Source organism: Roseiarcus sp. (assembly GCF_049514155.1).
Lineage (GTDB): Bacteria > Pseudomonadota > Alphaproteobacteria > Rhizobiales > Beijerinckiaceae > Roseiarcus.
The window spans coordinates 1-22,001 of the sequence record NZ_JBEKVH010000053.1; the positions used below are offsets into that span (position 1 = coordinate 1).

Here is a 22,001-nt window from a genome sequence, read left to right on the forward strand (position 1 = left end):
CTCATCGCCTCGAGCATGCCCTGCAGGAAGACCGCGTCGTCGACGGGACGGGGCGTGAGCTTCGGCGCGCGCTCCGCGTCGCTGACGGGAAAGCGCTCGCCTTTCTTGAGCAGCGGGTAATAGTCGAGCTCGGTCGGGCGCGACGGATCGATGCGCGCCGAGAGGACTTCGAGCTCTTTCGGCTGGAAGTAGTGGGCGAGCACCGCCCCGCCGCTGTTCGAAGAGCCGCCGACGAGCCAAAGATCGCCGATGCGGTGGCTGTAGACGCCGCTTTCGAGATCGCCGACCGGATGGTCGACCAACAGCTTCAGCACGATGGTGCTGCCGAGCGAGGTCACGCCCTCGCCGATCGCGTCGGCGCCGGCGGCGAGGAACGCGGCGCAGCCGTCGGTCGTCCCCGCGACGATGTTGCGACCGCCGCGCCGCGCGGCGATCGCGCCGGCGGGCAGAACCTCCGGCAGAAGCCCGTCGAGGTCCAGCGCGGCGATGAAACCAGGCCAGCGCCGCGCGACCGGATCGTAGCCGGTCTTCAGCGCGTTGTTCTCGTCGGTGAACGTCTCGCCGAACAGACGCAGGGCGATGAAATCGGCCTGGTGCAGAATCTTCGACGGTTTGAGGCGCCGCTTGAGTCCGAGCGCGCGGGCGAGCGGCGAGGTCGGCGAGGCGTGGGCGGGCGCGGCGCGCGCCGCTTCGGCGCGATCCTCCGGCGCGGCCTCGTCGTTGTACATCGAGCCCTCGGCGAGCGGCTCGCCGCGCGCGTCGAGCGCGACCAGGGTGCCGGAGGTGCCGTCGATTGCGATCGCCTCGAGGCCGGAAAGATCGAGCTTGGCGATCGCCGCCTCGACGGCGGCGACCCACGCCAGCGGACTGCGCGCGCTCCCCGGCGCGAACGGCTCGGCCGCGTAGGCGACGACGGCATTGTTCGCGTCGACGATCGCCGCCCGCACGCCCGACGTGCCGACGTCGATTCCAAGCGCGCGGGTCATTCCGACCCGGGCAGCGACTGACGGTAGATTTCGGCGTCCCAATGGGTGAGGTCGTATTCTTCCTGCGCCGTGAAATAGCGCGGACGATCGTCCGGCGCCAGCCGCGCCGCGACGTCGGCGAGGCATTCGGCCATGGCGAGCGGCGCCGGGGTCAGGTCGTCTCGCGCCAGCGGCGGGAAGCCGGGGGCGAGGATCACCGGCGGCGAACCGACCACGGCGTCGATCACCGCCGCGCCGCTGCCGAGGAACACCAAGTGGTCAGGGTAATATGTCCCGGCCGCAGCGAGTCGAACCGCATGCGACGCGAGCGCCGGCGCGTCGACGAAATGGTAGCCCGCGCGCTCGACGCGGCGCCGGGACTCGCTCGGCGCCGTCTGGACCGGGCGCGCAAGCCGCCGCCCCACCGTTTCGATCAGGCCGACGGCCGCATCGAGCGTGTCTGCGGCGACCACCAGCCCGTGATTCTGGAGAACGTAAATGTCGGCCCCCGGCGCGATCGTGCGAAACAACGGCAAGCCCGGACGGATGTAGGGAACCCACGCCCATTTGAGACCGTCGAGCAGCGGCGCGAGGCGCGCCGGGCCGTCGACGAGGATCGCGTAAGAGATCGTCTCGACGCAATGCACATGGAGGACGAAGCGCTGCGGCAGGCCGGCGTGCAGCGTCGCCTCGACCGATGGGCGTAGGCCGGGCGGCGACAGGTCGGCGCGCACAAACGCGTCGCAGGTCTCGCAGGCCGGATCGTTATGCGCCAGCGCGTCGAGAACGCGCGGAAGATCGAGCGCGGCGAAGACCGGTTCGTCGAGCGCCTTGGCGAGCCAGCGTCCCGACGCCTTCACCCATAGGACGCCGTCCTCTTTGATCGAGGTGTTGCCGCCCGCCGCCTGAACCAGCAGACGTCTGCTTCCAAGCTCGGCGGAGGCGTGCGCGAGCGCTACGAGGTCGTCCATTGCGTTTCCCCTACACGATTCCCGCCGACCCCGCCGCGACCGCGGGGCGTTCGCGCGCCACGGCGGCGCGATAGCCGCTGGCGCGATAGGTCGCGATCGGATCGAGCGCGCCGCCGGCCCTCAGCCGCGCTTCGGCGATCAGCGGCGAAACGTCGGTGAGGAAACCGGACTTGAGCAGCCGATGCGCCGTCAGCGCGTCGTTCGCCTCCTGCGCGGCGGCGAGCGCGGCGGCGTCGACGAGTTGCGCCTGCGCGCGAGCCCGGGCGATCTCGATCGCCGATTGCATCAGGCTCTCGATCGGATCGGTGACGTTGTGCGACTGGTCGATCATATAGGCCGGCGCGAAGCTCGGTCCGATCGCCCGCTTCGCCTCGGCCAGTTCGTGGAACACCAGATAGAGCCGGAACGGCGAGACCGAGGCGGCGTCGAGGTCGTCGTCGCCGTACTTGCTGTCGTTGAAATGGAAGCCGCCGAGCTTGCCGAAACGGGCGAGGCGGGCGACGATCTGCTCGATGTTGACGGTCGGCGCGTGATGGCCGAGGTCGACCAGGCACTGGGCTTTCGGCCCGAGGTGCTGGGCGGCGAGATAGCTGCTGCCCCAGTCGGAAATCACCGTCGAATAAAAGGCGGGCTCGAACAGCTTGTGCTCGAGCAGCATGCGCCAGTCGTCGGGCAGCGCGCGGTAAATCGCCGCCGTCGAGTCGAGATAGCGGTCGAACGCGCGCGTCAGGCTCGACTGCCCGGCGAAATTCGAGCCATCGCCGATCCACACCGTCAGCGCCTTCGAGCCGATCGCCCGGCCGATCTCGACGCACTCGATATTGTGGGCGATCGCCTGCTCGCGCGCCGCCTTGTCGGTGTGGGTGAGCGAGCCGAATTTGTAGGAAAGCCGCTGGCCCGCCTGGTCCTGAAAAGTGTTGGAATTGACGGCGTCGAACGCGAGACCATGGCGCTTCGCCGCCTCGCGCAGCTCCGCATAGTCCTTCACCTTGTCCCAGGGGAAATGCGGCGAGACGGCCGGCGTCAGACGGGTCAGCGTGTTGATCACGCCGCAATCGGCGAGCTTGTCGAAGACATTGCGGGGCTCGCCGGGGCCGGGAAAGCGCGCGAAGCGCGTGCCGCCGGTGCCGACGCCCCAGCTCGGCACCGCGACGGCGAAGGCGATTGCGTCCTTGACCAGCGCTTCCGGGTCGAGCCCGCGCCGCGCCAGCTTGCGCGCGAGCGCATCGAAGTCCTCGCGATGATCGGCGAGCCGAGCCCGGTTCTGATCGGCGATGAAATCGGCTGTTATGGCGGACATGGCGTTTTCCTACATCGTCCTGCTGCGTTGCGGATCCTAGCGGGTGAACGAAACGGCGTTGCCGGCGTCGACGTTGATGATGTTGCCGGTCGACTTCGACGCCGCGTCGGAGGCGAGGAAATAGGCCGCCTCGGCGACGTCCTCCGGATAGACCGACAGCTTCAACAGCGAGCGCTGCCGATAGACGTCCTCCAGCTCGTCGGCCGTCACCTTGTTCGACTGGGCGCGCTGATCGCGCCACTCGCCCTGCCAGATTTTCGAGCCGCGCAGCACCGCGTCCGGATTGACGCAGTTGACGCGGATGCCGAGCGGCGCGCCTTCGAGCGCCAGGCAGCGCGCGAGATGCAGTTCGAGCGCCTTGGCGGCGCAATAGGCCGCGGCGCCGGGCGAGGCCGCAAGGCCGTTCTTCGACACGATGAAGACGATCGAACCGCCGATCCGCTGCCGCTTCATCACGCGAAAGGCGGCGCGCGCGGCGAGGAAATAGCCGGTTCCGAGGATGTCGATGTTGCGGTTCCACAACGCGAGACTCGTGTCCTCGATTGCCGCGGCCGACGCGATGCCGGCGTTCGAGACGACGATGTCGAGCCCGCCATAGGCGAGCGCCGCCTCGGCAAAAGCCGCTTCGACCGCCTCCTCGCGCGTCACGTCGAGCGTGACGCCGCGGACGGCGTCCTTGCCGTAAACCGACGAAAGCGCCTCGACCATCGCCGCGCAACTGGCGGCGTCGATGTCGGCGATGACGACGCACGCGCCTTCGGCCAGCATGCGGCGGGCGATCGCCGAGCCGATGCCGCCGGCGCCGCCGGTCACCAGCGCAACACGACCCTGCATGGCGCGCGGCTTCGGCATGCGCTGGAGCTTGGCTTCCTCGAGCCGCCAATATTCGATGTTGAAGGCTTCCTGTTCGGCGAGGCCGACGTAGCGGTCGACGCCGCTCGCCCCGCGCATCACGTTGATCGCGTTGACGTAGAATTCGGCGGCGATGCGCGCCGTCGCCGTGTCCTTGGCGAACGAGATCATGCCGACGCCGGGGACGAGGTAGATGACGGCGTTGGGGTCGCGCATCGCCGGCGAGTCGGGATGCCGGCAGCGCTGGTAATAGGCGGCGTAGTCGTCGCGATAGGCGGCGACGAGCCTGTCGAGCGTCGCATCGTCGGCGTCCGCCGGCACGATCAGCGGCCAGATCTTGGTGCGCAGGAAATGATCGGGGCAGCTGGTGCCGAGCGGCGCGAGGGTCTCGAGCTCGCGCGAGTTGACGAACGCGAGCACCTCCGGGGCGTCGATGAAATGACCGATCTTGCGCTCGCTGGACGAAATGCGCGAGCGGATCGCCGGCATCAGCCGGCAGGCCGCCTCGCGCCGCTCCTGAGGCGACAGGCTCGGCGTGCGTTCGCCGCCGAAGGCCGGCGTCTTGCCGTTGGCGGCGAGCCATTCGGCGGCGCGATTGATGACGCGCAGCGTCGTATGGTAGCAGTCGCGTGCGGTGTGACCCCAGGTGAACAGGCCGTGGCCGCCGAGCACCACGCCGTTGAGAAGCGGGTTTTCGCGCGCCAGATGTTCGAGCTCGAGGCCGAGCTCGAAACCCGGGCGCCGCCAGGGCAGCCAGCCGATCTCGTCGCCGAAAATCTGCCGGGTCAGCGCCTGGGAGTTTGCGGCGGCGGCGATGGCGATCACCGCGTCGGGGTGCATGTGATCGACATGCGCGTAGGGCACGAACGCATGCAGCGGCGTGTCGATCGAGGCGGCGCGCGGATTGAGATCGAACGTGCAATAGCGGAGCTTGTCCACCATCTCGTCTTCGTATGCGAGGCCGCGGTAGTGCGACTTCAGGGTCTCGAGGCGATCGAGATAGAGCGTGGCGAAGCCGTCGCGCTTGATCGAGCCGAGGTCGCCGCCCGATCCCTTGACCCACAGCACCTTGACCCTCACGCCGGTGAGCGGATCGGCCGCTTCAACCTGGGCCGAGGTGTTGCCGCCGCCGAAATTGGTGATGCGCAAATCGGATCCGAGAAGATTTGAGCGGTAGAGCAGCAGGCCCGGTTCGTCGAGCCCGGCGGCGTGGGTCTCGTCCCACAAATCCGGAAGCGGCGTTGCTGCGGCGGGGGCCATCGGGACGCTCCTCCGAGAAAATCATTCGCTTCGCTCCCTAAGGCGCCACTCGCTCACAGTCAATCACAAACGAGCATTATTGCATCGCAATATGATTGATGCAGCGCGCAATTGACGGACATCGAGATTTGCCATTGACGATTTGATTGAATGATGACTATTTTTGACCAACCGGGGGAGCGCGGTCGTGCACGAACGTGAGCGCTGGCAGGTCATCAAAGCAATGCTCCGCGACAGCGGCCTGGTTCGCGTCGCGGACGTTTGCCGCGCGACGGGAGCTTCCGAGGCGTCGGTGCGTCGGGACTTCGCGCGGCTTGCCGGATCGGGCGTCGCGACGCGTATACATGGTGGGCTGGAGGCCGCCCCGGCGCCCAACGTCGGCTCTTCCGATCGCCCCCCCTTGGCCACCAGTTCCTTCGATTTTAGTCGGGGCCTGAACGTCGTGGCCAAACGGGCGATCGCCCGGGCCGCCGTCGAGCTTTGCGACGATGGCGAAGCCATCATCATCAACGGCGGCACGACGACGTTCGAGATGGCCGGCTTCTTGCGCGAGCGCCATCTGAAAGTCCTGACGAACTCTTATCCGTTGGCGGAAACGTTGATCCACGACAGCAATTGCCGTGTGGCGTTGCCGGGCGGCGAGGTCTATCGCGAACAGAAGCTGATCGTTTCGCCGTTCGAGGAAGACGCGATTCAGCACTATTCCGCCAGCCGCATGTTCATGAGCGCGATTGCCATCGGACCGCTCGGCGTCATCGAAGGCGATCCCCTGATCGCGCGCGCCGAGACCAAACTGCTCAAGCGCGCCGACAAGCTCATCGTGCTCGCGGACAGTTCAAAATTCGTCTCACGCGGCAGCCTCGTCGTCTGCCCGCTCTCCCGCATCGCCATTCTCATCACCGATCGCGCCGCGCCGCTTGCGGCGCTCGAAATGCTCAAGGAATCCGGGGTCCAGACCCTAGTGGTCGATGCCGAACCAACAGTCGCGTCAAGAGAGCGCGAAGTCGCCTAATCGACCGGCGTCGCCGGAAGCAAGAACATGCCGCATATGCGGGATGAAGAACGAAACAGGAGGAAAGCATGCTCAATCGAAGGTCCATTTTGCAACTCATCGGCAGCGTTTCGGTCATCGCCGGCGCGGGCGTCGGCGTCGGTCCGGCGCTTGCCGCCGACAAGCTTCGCATCGCCATGGTCGTCAAGGCGCTTGGCAACGGCTTCTTCGACGCCTGTCACGACGGCGGCCTCGAGGCGGCCAAGGAACTCGGCAACGTCGACTTGATCTACACCGGCCCGACCAAGGCGACGGCCGAAGAGCAGATCGCCGTCATCGACTCCCTCATCGCGCAGAAAGTCGACGCCATCGCGATTTCGGCCAACGACACCAACGCGCTGGTGCCGGTCTGCAAAAAGGCGATGGGCCGCGGCATCAAGGTGATTTCCTTCGACTCCGGCATCGCTCCGGAAGGCCGGATCATGCACCTCAACCCCTCCAACAATGCGCTCATCGGCGCCAAGTGCGTGCAGATGATGGCCGCGACGCTGAAAGGCGAGGGGGACGTCGCCATCCTTTCGGCGACGGCGCAGGCCACGAACCAGAACATCTGGATCGAGGAAATGAAGAAGGAATGGGCCAAGCCCGACTATGCGAAGATGAAGCTGGTCGCGACCGTCTACGGCGACGACGTCGCCGACAAGAGCTATCGCGAGACGCAAGGCCTGATCAAAGCCTATCCGAACCTCAAGGGCATCATCGCGCCGACCTCGGTCGGCATCGTCGCCGCGGCCAAGGCGGTGGTCGACGCGGGCTTGGTGGGCAAGGTCTACGTCACCGGCCTCGGCCTGCCTTCGGAGATGAAGGGCGCGGTGCTCGCCGGCGCGACCGACACCTTCGCGATCTGGAACCCGATCGATCTCGGTTACACCGCGACGATGATCGCCGCCCAAATCGCCGAGGGCAAGGCGACCGGCGCGCCGGGAACCACGATCCATGCCGGTCGCATGGGCGACATCAAGATCGGCGACGACGGTTCGGCGGCGATGTCCGATCCCTTCACTTTCGACAAGTCGAACATCGAAAAGTTCGCCAAGATCTTCTGATTGTCGGCGCGCGCCTCCCCTGCTCCCACCGGGGCGGGCGCGCGCCTCTCTTCTGCTGCTGGAAGCATGGACCCTATGCCTGCACTCAGTTCGGCGCCCGCGCCGCAGGACGTCAAAACCGCGGCGCCGATCCTGTCGATGTCGGGCGTTTCCAAGCGCTTTCCCGGCGTGCGCGCGCTGCACAACGTCAGTCTCACATTGCGGCCGGGCGAAGTGACGGCTTTGATCGGCGAGAACGGCGCGGGCAAGTCGACTCTGGTCAAGATCCTCACCGGCATCTATCAGCCTGACGAAGGCGAGATTCTCGTCTCGGGCAAGCCGCTCAAGTGCGCCGGACCGCGCGACGCCTGGGCCGCCGGCATAGCGGCGATCCACCAGGAAACCGTGATGTTCGACGAGCTCAGCGTCGCCGAGAACATCTTCATGGGGCACATGCCGCTTGCTCGCAGCGGCCGCGTCGATTGGTTCAAGATGAGGGCCCGCGCGCGCCATATGCTGAAGCGCCTGGACGCCGACTTCGACGCCGGCGCCTTGCTCAAGACTCTCGGCGTGGCCCAAAAGCATCTGGTCGAAATCGCTCGCGCGCTGTCGCACGACGCGAACATCATCATCATGGACGAGCCGACCTCCGCGCTTTCCGCTCGCGAGATCGGCGATCTCTTCCTCATCATCGAGCAATTGAAGAAGCACAATTGCGCGATTCTCTTCATTTCTCACAAGTTCGACGAGATCTTTCAGGTCGCCGACCGCTGGACCTGCCTGCGCGACGGCGAAGAGGTCGGCGCCGGCGCCATAGCCGACATCACGCAGGCCGATCTCGTCCGTCTGATGGTGGGCCGGGCGATCGGTCAGGTCTATCCCAAGCGCGAGGTGAAACTGGGCCCGGTCGTGCTCGAAGCGGACGACATTTCCAACGCCACGGAATTCGACGGAGTCTCGTTCAAGCTCCACGCCGGTGAGATCATCGGCCTCTATGGCCTTGTCGGCGCCGGCCGATCCGAGGCGATGCAAGGCCTGTTCGGCCTCAGCGGACTCACCCGCGGTTCGGTCAGAATCGACGGTAAGCCGGTCGATATCCGCTCGCCCGACGACGCCATTCGCGCCGGCGTCGCCTATCTCCCCGAGGATCGCCAGACCCAGGGCGCGGTATTGCCGTTCGGCATCCGCGCCAACATGACGCTCGCTTCGCTCGGCGCCCATGCTCGAAACGGCTTCATCTCCTACGCCAAGGAACTGGCGACGACGCAAAGATTCGGCGCGCGCCTCTCGGTCAAAGCCGCCAACTGGGAGCAGGCGCTGAACCAATTGTCCGGCGGCAACCAGCAGAAGGTCGTCATCGGCAAATGGCTTTCTTCGAACCCGCGCATTCTCATTCTCGACGAGCCGACCAAGGGCATCGACATCGGCTCGAAGGCGGCGGTGCACGAGTTCATGGGCGAATTGGCGAGCGAAGGCTTGGCGATCCTTCTCGTCACTTCCGAACTGCCCGAGGCAATGGGCATGGCGGACACGATCCTCGTCATGCACGAAGGCAAGATCGTCAAGCGCTTCGCGCGCGGAGAGGCCACGGCGGAAATGATCGTCAGCGCGGCCATCGCCGACGAGAGTTCGGGGGCCTCGCAATGAGGGCGGCAAGTTTCCTTCGTCACCGCGATTCGGCGCTGGCTCTCATCGTCCTGGCGCTGATTGTCGCCATCGGCTTGCGCGCGCCGGTCTTCGTCTCGCCGGAAAGTCTCGTCGGCGTGCTGACCGACACCAGCTTCCTGTTCATGCTGACGCTCGCGCAAATGGTCGTCATCCTGACGCGCGGCATCGACTTGTCCGTCGCCGCCAACTTGGCTTTGGTCGGCATGATTTGCGCCCTTGTCTCGCGCGCCCATCCGGATCTGCCGATCCCGACGATCATCGTCATGGGAATTGCGCTCGGCGCCTTGCTCGGCGCGTTCAACGGCGCCTTGGTCGCGTATATCGGCATTCCGCCGATCGTCATGACGCTCGGCACGCTGTCGATCTACCGCGGCGCGACTTTTCTCACCGCCCACGGCGCCTGGCTGACGTCGAAGGACATGACCCCCGCCTTCCTCGCCTTTCCCAAGCTCAGCGTCCTCGGCGTTCCCATTCTCATCGCCATCGCCGTCTTGGTCAGCCTTGGGTTCTGGGTGCTGCTCGGCCACACAAGGTTGGGGCGGGGGCTTTATGCGGTCGGCGGCAACCCGGTCGCGGCGCGTTACTGCGGCATTGACCTAAGTTCGCAGCAATTCTTCGTCCATACCTTGGCCGGCGCGGTTTCCGGCCTGTGCGGCTACCTCTGGGTGTCGCGCTACGGCATCGCCTACACGGAGATCGCGCAAGGCTACGAACTCACCATCATCGCGGCCTGTGTGATCGGCGGCGTATCGATTGCCGGCGGCGTCGGCTCGGTCCTCGGCGCGTTGCTCGGCGCCCTGTTCCTCGGCGTCGTGGTCAACGCCTTGCCGGTCATCAACGTCTCGCCGTTCTGGCAGACGCTGATCTCCGGTGCGGTCATCCTCGCCGCCGTGGTCGTCAACGCCCGCTCGGAGAAGCGCGGCGGCAAGCTCATCCTGCACAAAGCGCGGCTCCTCGCCGGCGGCGGAGCCTCGACATGAGCCTTTCAAGTCCCGCCTCGGCGCCGCGCTACGAAGTCGCCGACCGGCCGACGCTTCGACTCGCCGACATTCTCTTGCGCTGGGAATCGATTCTCGTCCTGCTGCTGATCGCCGTCGTCGTCTTCAACGCAAGCATTTCGCCGTACTTTCTCGATTTCTATAATCTCGCCGACGCGACGTTCAATTTCTCGGAGAAGGGCATCCTCGCGCTGGCGATGGCGTTTCTCATCATCATTGGCGAAATCGACCTGTCGATCGCGGCGATCATCGCGGTCGCTTCCCTGGCGATGGGCCTGGCCGCGCAGGCTGGGGCGCCGACGCCGGCGCTGATCGTCATCGGCCTCGGCGTCGGCACGCTCTGCGGCGCGTTCAACGGCGCGCTGGTGACGGCGTTTTCCCTGCCGTCGATCGTGGTGACGATCGGAACGATGTCGCTTTTTCGCGGCATCGCGCAGGTCGTGTTGGGCGACCAGGCGCTGACGAAATACCCTGCGAGTTTCCAGGCGATCGGGCAAGGCTACATCTCGACTCGCTTGCCGATCCCGATTTCGTTTGTCCTCTTTCTCATCCTCGCCGCACTGTTCGGCGTCGTCCTGCACCGCACGACGATCGGCCGCCGCCTTTACGCCATCGGCTGCAACCCCACGGCGGCGCTCTTTTCCGGCGTTCCGGTCAAACGCATCCGCTTCTGGCTGTTCGTGCTGATGGGGTTGATGGCGGGACTGGCGGCCGTGCTGTTGACCGGGCGGATAGGCTCGACTCGCCCGAACATCGCTCTCGGCTTCGAACTGGAGGTGATCACCATGGTCGTGCTCGGCGGCGTCGCCATCACCGGCGGCATCGGCGGGATCTTTGGCGTGACGTTGGCCGTCTTCGTGCTGGGGCTGACGACCTTCGGACTTTCGCTGGTCAACACCCCCGGCATCGTCATCAGCATTCTCAACGGCGCCCTGTTGATCGTCTCGATCGCGGCGCCGAACTTGGTTGCGCGCGTGCTGCGAAGGAAGACCTGACATGCAACGCCAAGCCGTCAAGATGTTCCTCAATGCCGGCTGCGCAGCCGAATACCGCAAGCGGCACGACGCGATATGGCCGGAGATCGCAGCTCTGCTTGCCGACGCCGGCGTCTCCAACTATTCGATCCATCTCGACCCCGAGACGAACGTTCTCTTCGCCTATCTCGAAAGGCGAGACGATCATCGCATGGACGCGCTGCCCGCCCATCCCGTGATGCGTCGCTGGTGGGATCACATGAAGGACATCATGCGAACGAACCCCGACGGATCGCCGGTCGCGATTGCGCTGAAGGAAATGTTCTTCCTCGCCTGACCGCGGCGCACGGAGACTCGCAATGCCCGGCGCCGTCGCCGTCCTTGATGTCGGCAAGACCAACGTCAAGCTGGTTGCGTTTTCGCGCGACGGCACGATTCTTGAGCAGTTGCGTCATCCGCAGCACGTCGCGACCGAGAACGGCCTGCGCGTGCTCGACGTCGACGGGATCTTTGGTTGGCTCGAGGCGGCGCTTGCCGACCTGCGCCGCCGCCGCGACCTCTCCGGGATCATGATCTCGACCCACGGCTGCGCCTACGCGCTGCTCGCCGACGACCTGACGCTCGCCGCGCCCATTGTCGACTACGAGCAGGAGATCCCGGCCGCGGCAAATGCGGAATTCGCTCGTGTGACGCCGGCCTTCACCGAAACCTACACACCCGAGTTGCCGGGGGGGCTCAACTTCGCGCGCACGATTTTCTTCCAGGAGTGGGCCGACCCTACGCTTTCGGCCCGCGTGCGCCACATCCTCACCTATCCGCAATATTGGACCTGGCGTCTCTCGGGCGCGCTCGCCTCCGAGATCAGCTTCCTCGGCTGCCACTCCCACATGTGGAACCCGCTCGCCGGGCGGTTCAGCGCGCTCGCCGTCAACCGCGGCTGGGCGGAGAAGTTTCCGCCATTCGCGCCGGCCGGCGCGCTCGTCGGCGAACGCGAAGGGTTCGGCGTCCACAACGGCGTCCACGACAGCAACGCCGCCTTCTTCTACTACAAGAGCCTTGGCTTCTCCCACTTCACGCTGATCTCGAGCGGCACCTGGGTGATCATCTTCAATCCCGACTGCCCGCTCGATCGGCTCGACCCCGCGCGCGACATGCTCGCCAACGTCACCGTCGATGGAGAACCGGTCGCCACCATCCGCTTCATGGGCGGGCGCGAATACGACGTCATCTCGGGCCACGCGCGGCAGGAAGTGAGCGAGGACATGCTGCGGCGCGCGATCGCGCGCGATCAGATGGCGCTGCCCTCTTTCGCCGCCGGCGGACCGTTTCCCGCGCGCGCCGGCCGCCTCGTCGGGCCGGCGCCGGAGAGCGCGGCGGAACGCGCCGCGATCGCCACGCTCTATGTCGCGATGATGACGGCTCAGAGCCTCGACCTCGTCAGCTCGACCGGCGACATCATCCTCGACGGCGGATTGGCGCTCAACGGCGCCCTTTGCGCGACGCTCGCCGCCTTGCGTCCAGAGCAATCGCTCTATCGCAACACCAACGCCGAAGGCACCGCGATGGGCGCAGCGGCGCTCGCCTTCCGCGCCCTCGGCCGCGCGTCCGTCTTTCCACGCGACGTCGGCAAGGTCGAGCCCTGGCCGCTCCCCGACCTCGCCGGCTATTACGCGCGCTGGCGAGAGCGCGCCTGAGCCGCGACGCTCAGATCAACCCATACTGACGCGCCTTGTTGCGCAGGAACGGCAGGCCCTCGCCCATCACTTCCGCTTCGTCTCGCGCCACCGGACGCCAGACCGAGAGGCCGTGGGCGAGCTCCGGCATCATGTTGATGAAGCTTTCCATCGCCAGACCGCCAGTGAAGCCGATCGCGGCGAGCGCAGCGAAGATCTCGTCCCAGCGGCAGTTGCCGGCGCCGGGCGTGCCGCGGTCGCTTTCCGACAGATGGATATACTTGAGGTGCTTGCGCGCCGCGAGAATGCCGAGCGCCGCGCCCTTCTCTTCGATGTTCATGTGATAGGTGTCGAGGTGAACGAACATGTTGTCGGCGCCAATGCGCTCGATCAGCGCCGCCGCCTGCGCGCCGGTGTTGAGAAGATGCGACTCGTAGCGATTCACCGGCTCGAGGCCGAGCAGCAGACCAAGCGACTTCGCATGCCGGGCGACGGCCTCGAGGGCGCGGACGACATTGTCGTACTCGCCTTGCGTCGGCGGAACGCCGGTGCGTTCGCCGATGCCGCCGTAGGTGACGCCGCTCAGCGCGAGCCCGCCGAACTCCGCAGTCTTGTCGAGCACGACCTTGAGATAGTCGACCGCGGCTTCGGGGTTGCGCGACGGCCAGCAGCCCTGCGGCAGGCCGAGCGAGCAGACGGCCCTGAGATTGTGCTTCTCGAGCAGCGCACGCGTGTGCGCGGCGTCGACGGCGGGTGCGTTCAGCAGCGCGATCTCGATGAAGTCCATTTTGTAACGGACGGCCGCCGCGACCGCGCGTTCGGCGCCGGCGCGATCCCAATTCATCGTCCACATGCTCGTGTGAACGCCGAAGCCTTGCATACGTCCCTCCCCGAATTTTCACGACCGTCGCAGATGACGACGGCGTTCGCCAGCGCCGAACCGTCGCCGTAATCGGCCGCGACCTTACACCCCCATCGAAAGGACCGGTCGATCAAAAAGGCAGAGCCCGCAGAGCGGATGGCTCTCGGGGCTTTGGTTACGGGGCGCGCGACCGCCGACGCCATTTCCATGTCCGTCGCTGCGCATGGCGCCAATCATCGCATTGATCTGAGCGAATATTCCGCTCGCCGAGATGGAGGTCGCAGGTCGGCGCTTCGAATGCGCCAGGGGCGGCCATGGTTTGGTTAGCCCATCCCGCCGCCGCTTCGCTCGGAGAAAGACGGCGGCTCACTGTCGACCCGGAGCTTGCGCTACTGGGCGTCGCGGGCGGATGGCGGGGGCAATCCGCGATGCTCGCGTCGCAACGCGGTCAGAATCGCCTCGACGATCTGATCGGGCGAACCGCCGATGTCGACGGTGATCACCGGTTCGTCCTTGCCGGGTTCCTCTAGCGTCTCGAACTGGCTGGCGAGCAGGCTCGGCGGCATGAAATGGCCCATCCGCTGCGTTATCCGCGCCGACACCAGTTCGCGCGCGCCGCGCAAATAGACCAACTCGACGTCCGGCCGGCCCGCCCGAATGCGCTCGCGGTAGGCCCGCTTCAACGCCGAGCAGGTGATGATCCCAGAGACGCCCTCGGCGTTCCAGCGGTCGATGAGGGCGGCGATGGAATCGAGCCACGGCAGGCGATCGGCGTCGGTCAATGGGATGGCGCGGTGCATTTTGTCGACGTTGGCCGGCGAATGGAGGGCGTCGCCTTCCTGGAACCTCCAATTGAGTCGACCCGCCAGCAAGGCTGCGACGGTCGTCTTGCCGGAGCCGGACACGCCCATGACGATCAGGATGATCGGCGGCCTCGCCCCTCCGGTCGCTTCGTCTACGGCCGAGTTCACGATTGTGACGGATCGGCGATCGGCTCGATCTTCCCGAGGATGAACACATACGACAGGATGCCGATCGCCAGCACCACGCCAGCGATCAGGAACGCGTTGCCGAACGACTGCGTCTCGCCGACCACAAACCCGGTGACCGCCGGGGCGACGACGCCCATCATGTTGTTGGCGAAGTTCATGATGCCGCCGATGGTCCCGGTGCCGCCCTGTGGGGCGATCAGCGAGGGGATCGACCAGCCAACCGGCGCCGCCGCCGATAGACCGCTGAGGGCGATCGAAATCCATAGGATCGCCCACACCGGGTTGGTGGTCTGGGTCGCTCCAAACACCGCCAGGCCGACCAGCATGCCGCAGATCAGCACGGTCTTGCGGACCCGTGATTCGTTCAGGCCTCTGGCGACCAAATGATCGATCAGCCAGCCGCCGACGACCAGATCGGCGATCGTCGCGCACATCCACGGGATGGTGGAGAAGCCCGCCGACGTCAGGATGCTCATGTGCATCGTCTGCACCAAATATCCGGGCAGCCAGGTCAGGAATAGATAGAACGTATAGCCGTAAGCGGCGAAGCCGATCGTCAGCCCCCACACCTTGCGGTTGGCGAGCAGGTAGCCGAGCATGCGGCCGGCGCCGCTGTCGGACTGGCCCTCCGGCGTGGCGCCGCCGGCGTGGATGTAGTCGCGCTCCGCCTGGCTCAGCTTCGAATCCTCGTTGGGATCGCGGTAGAAGATCAGGAAGGCGAGGAAATACAGGAAGCTCAAGGCCGCCGTGAAGCCGAAGCCCCAGCGCCAGCCGAAAGTGACGCTGACCAGGGCGACGACCGGCACCCCGATGACATTCGAGAATTTCGCGGCGGCGTCGAAGATCGCCGTCGACAGCGCACGCTCCTGGCGCGGAAACCAATAGCCGGTCGCTTTCGAGTTGGCCGGAAAAGCCGGCGCTTCGGCGACGCCAAGGACGACGCGAGCGGCGAGGACTCCGCCAAATCCGCTGGCGACGGTGATCAGCAGCGTTGCGCCGGCCCATAGGAACGAGCCGATCCGGCCGACCAGGGTCACGCCGAAGCGGTCCAGCACAAGCCCGGTCGGGACCTGCAGCAGCGCGTATGACCAGAAGAAGGCGCTGAACAGCAATCCCATGTCAGCGGTGGTAAGGCCGAATTCGTGCTGCAACTGGGGCCCGGAGACCGACAGATTGATGCGGTCGAAATAGTTGACGAGCACGCCCGGGGCCGGTAGATTACGCGCTCTCTCCGACATCGACCAGATGGCGGCCGCATGAGAAACCGGGATTATGACAAGGGCTATAGCCCGCTCGGCGTTCGGGATCGCACTTTTTGCGACCGACAGCGGAAGCGCGCCGCACGACCCGGCCCCCCACACCGTCCAATCGATCGAGCCTCGCTATTACGCGGAACGCAGTTCCATTTCGACTTCCGCTTGAAGGTTCTCGACGTCGCGAAAGATTGAGGCGATAGCGAGCGTGCGACCTTCGCGCTTGAAGCGAACCAAGCAGTCCTTGCCGGCGATGTCGCCCTCGATCGACAGCTCGTCCCATTTCTCGGCGTGACCGACGTAGTTGATGGGAACGTCGTAGTGCTGGCTCCAGAAGAAGGGGACGGCGGCAAACTTCTCGCGGCGGCCTAGCATATTGAGCGCCGCGACCTGCCCCTGACGCTCGGCGACCACCCAATGCTCGACGCGAATGGCCTCGCCACTATGCGGATCCGGCCAGCGCGCAATGTCGCCAGCGGCGAAAACTCCCGGCGCGCTCGTTTCGAGATAAGCGTCAACGACAACGCCGCGGTCGATGGCCAACCCAGCCCGTTCCGCGAGTTCAATCCGCGGGCGCACGCCGACGCCAGCGACCACAAGATCGGCATCGAGAACGCTTCCGCCTTTGAGCTTCACCTGCTTGCCATCAATCGAGACTGCGGAGTCCTCGAGATGGAAGACGACGCCATGCTCCTCGTGGAGCGCGCGGACGAATTCGCCCAGTTCGGGCCCCAGAACGCGCTCCAGTGGCCGCTTGTCCGGCGCCGCCACATGAACCTCGATTCCGCGCGCGCGAAGGGCGGCGGCGACCTCGAGCCCGATGAAGCTGGCGCCCAGCACGACCGCACGGCGCGCCGTCTTGGCGCGTTCGATAATGACGCGACAGTCAGCAAGTGAGCGCAGCAAACAAACTTGCTGGCTGTCGGCGCCGGGGATGGACAATTGAACCGGTGCGGCCCCCGTCGCCAACAGCAGCCGGTCGTAACGAAGTCTGTTCCCGTCAGCGAGCGCAACCTCGCGCGACCTCGGGTCGACGCCGGCGACGGTCACGCTCAGCCGAAGGTCGATGCCGTTTTCAGAATAGAAGCTATCGGGGCGAAGCGGGACCCAATCTTCCGGCGCATTGCCGGCAAGATAGTCCTTGGAGAGGTTCGGCCGATCGACGGGCGGCGCATCGTCGCGGCTCAGCATGACGATCTCGCCCTCGTAGCGCTCACGCCGAAGCATTTCCGCCGCCGCGAACCCAGCGCCGCCGCCGCCGGCGATCACGATCCGGTCTGGCGGTCCGCCTTCTGTCTTGCCGCGAGGTTTCGCTCGCGGCTCTGCGCGCTTTGCGCCGACGAAAATCTTGCCGTCGCGCTGCTCAACCGCCCAGGTGGCGATCGGGCTTAGCGCCGGCGCATGCAAAGCCTCTCCCGTTTGCAGGTCAAAGCAGGCGTGATGCCATGGGCACCGCACGGTCCCATCGACGATGAGCCCGTCAACGAGCGGCCCATTGTAGTGCGTGCAATTGGCGCCGACCGCGAACACCCTCATCCCGCGCCGCGCCAGCAGCACCTGCTCGTCGCCGACGTGGCCGACAAGCTTGCCGCCGTCGGCAAGTTCGGCGAGCCCAACGCCGTGCGTTAGATCGGGGCCGCTAGGCCCGGCCTGATCTTCGGCCATCCCACTCTCCTTCGGCGATCAAAGATCGCGTTCCCATATGCGTCGACTAAGTGTGCAACCGTCGCTTGGCCATTTTGAGGAGAACGTAACTGCCGTGGGTGTTTTCCGACCCTATGCGAACTTCGCCGCGCCCACTACGTTCTTGCGTGACGTGTGGAGGATCGCAATGGGAAACCACCTATTGGGCGGGATCGCGAGCGCCCTCACCTTTATGGTTCAATCGGCGCCTGCCTCGACCCGGGCCGGCTGCGGTGTCGACCATCCCTGTAGCGGCTATAGCGCCGCTGGCGCCGCCCCGACGCTGTATCGATATCAGCGCCACGGCTAAGCGCACGGTCACGGGCGAGGGTATGGACCTGGCGGCGGCGCCGCAGTCTTGGCGACCGGACTGATGATCGGCGGAGCCATGCAACAGGATCAAGGCTGTTACCCCGCCGAGTCCTATCCCGTCTATTCGGATCAAAGCCCAACGTATGCCGATGCCGGACCGCAGGTGGTCGACGACAGCGATTCCACGGCGTTCCGCCAACGAACCTTCAGATCATACGATACCGCCAGTGGGACGTATGTCGGCTACGATAGGCTGCGGCATCCTTGCCCCTGACGATCTATCGGATTGGCGATCAGCAAGGCTGATCGGGCCTGTCTCGCGCGGACAGGCGCCAACGGGTGCGAAGCGCGCCATTTGCGGCGCTACCACGACTCTTGGCGCTGAGTATCTTCCGAATCTAGCGCTGCGACGTACAGTCTATGTAAGCTTTGGACGCCCAGAGAGTTCAAGCGGTTCGTTACGTGGATGGGCGTCGGTTAAATTCGTTGTCGCCATCGCCGACGCCACGCTCGCAATTGGCCTCCGAAGTTCGAATTGAGGACGGCCAGATGTCGTCCTTCTGGGCTCAAAGACGCGGCGATTAGATGGCCGTAGAGGAGACAGCATGGACACGTCAACGCTTCTCATAATCGTCATCCTTTTGCTCCTGCTCGGCGGCGGCGGCTGGTATGGCCGCGGACGCTGGTTTTAGATTGTTGCAGCGCAGCCTCGGACCGCGTTTGGGTTCCAGAGATGACTTATTCGGATCGTGAGACCGAGACCGCTCCCGCCGACGCGCTGTTGGCGGATATGCCTCTGCCTGGCGATCCGAAGATCGTCTTCCTTGGCGGATTGTTCGTCCTCGCGCTACTGGCGGCGGCCTATGTCGCGAGCGAAATCGTGCTGCCAATGGTCTTCGCCTTCATCCTCAAGCTTCTCCTACAACCAATTTTTCGGTTCTTGGAGCGGCTGCATATTCCCAGAGCGCTAGCGGCGCTGCTGCTCATCCTTGCGCTGTTTGGAACCATCGTCGGCCTCGGCACGGCGATTTCGGGCCCCGCCGGCAACTGGGCAGGCAAACTTCCGGAGGGCATTCCTCGGCTCGAGGAACGCATGAGTTTCCTGCGAGCGCCCATCAATACGTCGCAACAGTTTCTACAACAGATAGAGAACATCGGCGCGACCGGGGCGCGACCGGACGCAGCTGGCCCGTCAGAAGGTGCGGCCCTCCTAGCGACCGTATTCGCCGGCACGCGGAGCTTCGCCAGCGGCTTGTTGACGACCGTGCTGTTTCTGTACTTCCTTCTGGTGTCAGGCGACACCTTCCTGCGCAGGCTCGTAGAAATCTTGCCGCGCTTTAGCAGCAAGCGGCAGGCCGTCGACATCTCGCAGCAAATCGAGAGCGATATCTCCGCCTATCTCCTAACCATTTCGATTATGAATGCGGCAGTCGGCGTCGCCACGGCCCTGGTTATGTGGCTAACCGGAGTTGGCGATCCAATTCTGTGGGGAACGCTCGCCTTTCTGCTGAACTACGCGCCGATCCTCGGTCCTGCCGTGGGCGTCGTGGTCTTTCTTTTCGCCGGCCTCTTGTCGATCGACACGCTCTGGCTGGCCCTTCTCCCCGCAGCGCTCTACCTGGCGATTCATATTGTTGAGGGCGAGACGGCAACGCCCATGCTTCTGGCGAGACGGTTCACTCTCAATCCCGTCCTGGTTATTTTCTCGCTCGTATTCTGGTTCTGGATGTGGGGTATTCCAGGCGCGATCCTCTCCGTGCCGATGTTGGCCATCGCTAAGATCGTATGCGACCGGGTTCGCCCGTTTGCCGCGCTTGGTCACTTTCTCGAAGGGTGAGCGCCGGACAATTGCGGCGGCTTCGAGAGATTGCTTGGGGATTCGCGCTCATGTCGCGCCCTGAACGAAGACTGCACTCACAGAATTGCGAATGCGCGCCAGTTGACCCAAAGGCGGCGGGTTCCGCCTGCCAGAATGCGGGCGTCTCCATCCATGAGACTCGCAACGGCGATCCGGGTTGGTCCTCGCCGCGCAGGCGTCGGCGCGCCGGACCAAATTCAGAAGATTTTGAAAGGCGCCTGCCGTGACTCACGAGTCTCGGACGAACCCCATGGACGGCGACCTGCGCGAGCGAGCGCGGCCGTTCCCCTATCGCGGCTTCTTTCGGGCGCGCATGATCGCCGCATTGAGTTCGCCGCCGTACACAAAAATCGTCGCCATCGAATACAGAAAGACGAGCGCGACCATCACCGAGGCGAGGCCGGCGTAGGTCGACACGTAATTTCGCGCGAACTCGCTGAGATAGGCGCCGAAGACTTCACCGAAGACGATGCAGCATATGAAGGTCAGGACGATGCCGGGTGCGATGTCGATCACCCGCCTGCGCCCCTTGGGCAACCAGCGATGAGCGATGAACAAAGAAATCGCCATCAGCAGCGCGGCGATTGCGAGCCGCGCAACCGTGACAACAATCTGCAACGGCGCGAGTTCAGGCGCGAAGTTCAGCACGCCTGCCCACACCAGTGGGCCCAACACGACGAGAAAGGCAAGCGCGAGCAGCGCGATGGCGGCGACGACCACATAAGCCGTCGATTCAAGACGTAGCAGCCACCAGGGCCGGCTCTCGACTAGGCAATAGGCGCGATTGAGTCCGACGCGCGCCGCCTCGACAGCGCCGGACGAGAAATAGAGCGCCAGGACCGCACCGATGGTGAGCAGCCCGCCGTGCGGCGCGGCCAGCACGTCGTGCAACTCGCTGGCGATCGGTTGCGCGACGACCGGGGGCCAGGCGGAAAAGACAAGCTTGGCCACTTCGTCGGCAAGACTCTGCGAGCCGAGGAAGCCGGCCATCGCCGTGACGAAGATGAGAAACGGAAATAGCGAAGTCAGCGCCGACAGCGCGATATGGCTGGCGATCGCCCAGCCGTCCTGGGCGCTGAACCGCCAATATGCATCGAGAAAGAGCCTGACAATCTTGCGCATCGCCTGCCTTTGTCAACCAGCAACAAACAAGGCCGCACCGCTTGCAGGAGGCCAATTGCGCCGTGTGGTTCAACTTCATCGCTCGCCCGGGACGGCGACCAAGGAGGCGGCGCGACCCGCAAGCCTATTCTCCAAAATCAGCATTCAGACGTTTAAAGGGCGGCGCCCAGCCGTTTGGCGACAGTCGCAACCTGAGCGCCCGATCGATGCAACATCGAATTGCGTTCCCATGACGCTTGCGTTGTGGCTTCGTCCGCAACGGCCTACAGCCTACGGCCGGCGACAAAGCCGGAAATCGCCGCCAGCATCGTTAGCTGGAGAGGCGTCATCTGCTTGACGAGTTCAGCGCTCATCGCCAAGGCGCCTGCGTGCGGCGCCTCGCTTGCGCGTGCGGCCGCGTTGACAGCCTCAGCGTTGGGGTTCCGCCCTCGGTTCAGCCCGGAGGACGCGTTGGCGACAGGTCTCGACCCGGCGCGGCGATAACAGAGATAGAGAATCCCTGCGACGATGAGATAGATCGCCCCAAGTCCGAATAACGTGGTGACGACGCCGAATTGCAGCCGCAGCGACTCGAAGAGCGCACCGGTCGCGAACCCCAGGCCAATCGTTCCAGACAGAGCGCATGCAGACGCGAGAGCTACGCGAACGACAACGCGCCGCGCAAGCTGCTGCGAGCCGGCGGCCAAAACCGACAGCAATGTCATGCCGGCTATCTCCGTGATTTGGTCATCATGCCGATCGCCATTCCGATGCCTGCCGCAATCAGCACCGCTGTCAGTGGATCCCTTTCGATCCGACGCTCAAGGTCCGCGGCGGCGCCCAACGCCCCGTCCCGCGCGTGACTCGCCGATTGCGAAAGCTGATCTCGCGCATCGCCTGCCGCGCCTTTCACGGCGGCGCCCGTCGCATTGGCGCGACCGCTCATCAACTCGGCGATCGTCTCGCTCAGGTTTGCAATATCGGTCCGCAGAGCCGCCAGATCACCGGCGAAGTCCGTAGCGGCGCTGTCGCCTGATTTGTCTGTCATCGAGTTCTCCTGAGATTGACCGAGGGCGTGAGAGAGACCGGTTCTGCATCGAGACGTCATAAGTTGGCGCTGGCAAGAATCGGAATGTACGCATGCGGCGTTTCAATGTGCGCCGAGCATGCAAAGTCCCGCCAAGGACGATCGACGCGATTTTC

Annotated in this window: 20 protein-coding genes; 9 read left to right on the forward strand and 11 right to left on the reverse strand. The window is 65.1% G+C overall.

Going from position 1 to position 22,001, the window contains the following annotated elements; all coding sequences use genetic code 11:
• The 4 genes from ABSF49_RS09745 to ABSF49_RS09760 form a co-directional block, all read right to left on the reverse strand.
• On the reverse strand, positions 1–986 hold a 986-nt coding region (locus tag ABSF49_RS09745; RefSeq protein WP_424112457.1), incomplete at its 3' end, for a carbohydrate kinase.
• Positions 983–1,936, reverse strand: coding sequence for a class II aldolase/adducin family protein (locus ABSF49_RS09750; protein WP_424112458.1), 954 nt, complete (start codon positions 1,934–1,936; stop codon positions 983–985). The genes ABSF49_RS09745 and ABSF49_RS09750, both read right to left, overlap by 4 nt.
• Before the next feature lie 10 nt (positions 1,937–1,946).
• Entirely contained in the window at positions 1,947–3,236 is a 1,290-nt protein-coding gene (gene rhaI / locus ABSF49_RS09755) for an L-rhamnose catabolism isomerase (protein WP_424112459.1), read from the reverse strand.
• 36 nt (positions 3,237–3,272) lie between these two features.
• Positions 3,273–5,348, reverse strand: coding sequence for a bifunctional rhamnulose-1-phosphate aldolase/short-chain dehydrogenase (locus ABSF49_RS09760; RefSeq protein WP_424112460.1), 2,076 nt, complete (start codon positions 5,346–5,348; stop codon positions 3,273–3,275).
• Between the two features lie 163 nt (positions 5,349–5,511).
• On the opposite strand from ABSF49_RS09760, the gene ABSF49_RS09765 reads away from it, so the two are divergent.
• The 7 genes from ABSF49_RS09765 to ABSF49_RS09795 all read left to right on the forward strand — a co-directional run bounded on the left by ABSF49_RS09765 (position 5,512) and on the right by ABSF49_RS09795 (position 12,758).
• Positions 5,512–6,360 (forward strand): DeoR/GlpR family DNA-binding transcription regulator, encoded by an 849-nt coding sequence (locus ABSF49_RS09765; protein ID WP_424112461.1) that lies wholly within the window; start codon positions 5,512–5,514, stop codon positions 6,358–6,360.
• Between the two features lie 89 nt (positions 6,361–6,449).
• Positions 6,450–7,445 carry a rhamnose ABC transporter substrate-binding protein gene (rhaS, locus tag ABSF49_RS09770; RefSeq protein WP_424112485.1) on the forward strand — a complete coding sequence of 332 codons (996 nt, stop codon included), beginning with the start codon at positions 6,450–6,452 and terminating at the stop codon, positions 7,443–7,445.
• A 75-nt stretch (positions 7,446–7,520) separates the two neighbouring features.
• Positions 7,521–9,071, forward strand: coding sequence for a sugar ABC transporter ATP-binding protein (locus ABSF49_RS09775; RefSeq protein WP_424112462.1), 1,551 nt, complete (start codon positions 7,521–7,523; stop codon positions 9,069–9,071).
• The gene (locus ABSF49_RS09780) at positions 9,068–10,072 is read left to right on the forward strand and encodes an ABC transporter permease (protein WP_424112463.1); all 1,005 of its coding nucleotides are present in this window, start codon (positions 9,068–9,070) and stop codon (positions 10,070–10,072) included. Before ABSF49_RS09775 ends, ABSF49_RS09780 begins: the two co-directional genes overlap by 4 nt.
• On the forward strand, positions 10,069–11,085 hold the full coding sequence (locus ABSF49_RS09785; protein WP_424112464.1) for an ABC transporter permease: 1,017 nt from the start codon (positions 10,069–10,071) through the stop codon (positions 11,083–11,085). The genes ABSF49_RS09780 and ABSF49_RS09785 overlap by 4 nt, the downstream gene beginning before the upstream one ends.
• A 1-nt stretch (position 11,086) precedes the next feature.
• Complete coding sequence (rhaM, locus tag ABSF49_RS09790) at positions 11,087–11,401, forward strand: L-rhamnose mutarotase (RefSeq protein WP_424112465.1); 315 nt, start codon at positions 11,087–11,089, stop codon at positions 11,399–11,401.
• A 22-nt stretch (positions 11,402–11,423) separates the two neighbouring features.
• The gene (locus ABSF49_RS09795) at positions 11,424–12,758 is read left to right on the forward strand and encodes an FGGY-family carbohydrate kinase (protein ID WP_424112466.1); all 1,335 of its coding nucleotides are present in this window, start codon (positions 11,424–11,426) and stop codon (positions 12,756–12,758) included.
• Positions 12,759–12,768: 10 nt separating this feature from the next.
• Here ABSF49_RS09795 and ABSF49_RS09800 read toward each other — a convergent pair whose 3' ends face one another.
• The 4 genes from ABSF49_RS09800 to ABSF49_RS09815 all read right to left on the reverse strand — a co-directional run bounded on the left by ABSF49_RS09800 (position 12,769) and on the right by ABSF49_RS09815 (position 17,509).
• Positions 12,769–13,617: a sugar phosphate isomerase/epimerase family protein gene (locus tag ABSF49_RS09800; RefSeq protein WP_424112467.1), complete on the reverse strand. Its 849-nt coding sequence runs from the start codon at positions 13,615–13,617 to the stop codon at positions 12,769–12,771.
• A 371-nt stretch (positions 13,618–13,988) separates the two neighbouring features.
• Entirely contained in the window at positions 13,989–14,570 is a 582-nt protein-coding gene (locus tag ABSF49_RS09805; protein WP_424112468.1) for a gluconokinase, read from the reverse strand.
• Positions 14,567–15,793 (reverse strand): MFS transporter, encoded by a 1,227-nt coding sequence (locus tag ABSF49_RS09810; protein ID WP_424112469.1) that lies wholly within the window; start codon positions 15,791–15,793, stop codon positions 14,567–14,569. Before ABSF49_RS09810 ends, ABSF49_RS09805 begins: the two co-directional genes overlap by 4 nt.
• 183 nt (positions 15,794–15,976) lie before the next feature.
• The gene (locus tag ABSF49_RS09815) at positions 15,977–17,509 is read right to left on the reverse strand and encodes an FAD-dependent oxidoreductase (protein WP_424112470.1); all 1,533 of its coding nucleotides are present in this window, start codon (positions 17,507–17,509) and stop codon (positions 15,977–15,979) included.
• A gap of 406 nt (positions 17,510–17,915) precedes the next feature.
• Here ABSF49_RS09815 and ABSF49_RS09820 point away from each other — a divergent pair, with 406 nt between their 5' ends.
• Complete coding sequence (locus tag ABSF49_RS09820; protein WP_424112486.1) at positions 17,916–18,113, forward strand: BA14K family protein; 198 nt, start codon at positions 17,916–17,918, stop codon at positions 18,111–18,113.
• Between the two features lie 459 nt (positions 18,114–18,572).
• The gene (locus ABSF49_RS09825; protein ID WP_424112471.1) at positions 18,573–19,676 is read left to right on the forward strand and encodes an AI-2E family transporter; all 1,104 of its coding nucleotides are present in this window, start codon (positions 18,573–18,575) and stop codon (positions 19,674–19,676) included.
• 309 nt (positions 19,677–19,985) lie between these two features.
• Here ABSF49_RS09825 and ABSF49_RS09830 read toward each other — a convergent pair whose 3' ends face one another.
• The 3 genes from ABSF49_RS09830 to ABSF49_RS09840 form a co-directional block, all read right to left on the reverse strand.
• A complete protein-coding gene (locus ABSF49_RS09830) occupies positions 19,986–20,819 on the reverse strand; it encodes a YihY/virulence factor BrkB family protein (protein WP_424112472.1) in 834 nt (277 codons plus the stop codon).
• 263 nt (positions 20,820–21,082) lie between these two features.
• Positions 21,083–21,523: a hypothetical protein gene (locus tag ABSF49_RS09835; RefSeq protein WP_424112473.1), complete on the reverse strand. Its 441-nt coding sequence runs from the start codon at positions 21,521–21,523 to the stop codon at positions 21,083–21,085.
• Positions 21,524–21,528: 5 nt separating this feature from the next.
• On the reverse strand, positions 21,529–21,846 hold the full coding sequence (locus ABSF49_RS09840) for an ElaB/YgaM/YqjD family protein (RefSeq protein WP_424112474.1): 318 nt from the start codon (positions 21,844–21,846) through the stop codon (positions 21,529–21,531).
• Positions 21,847–22,001: the final 155 nt, after the last annotated feature.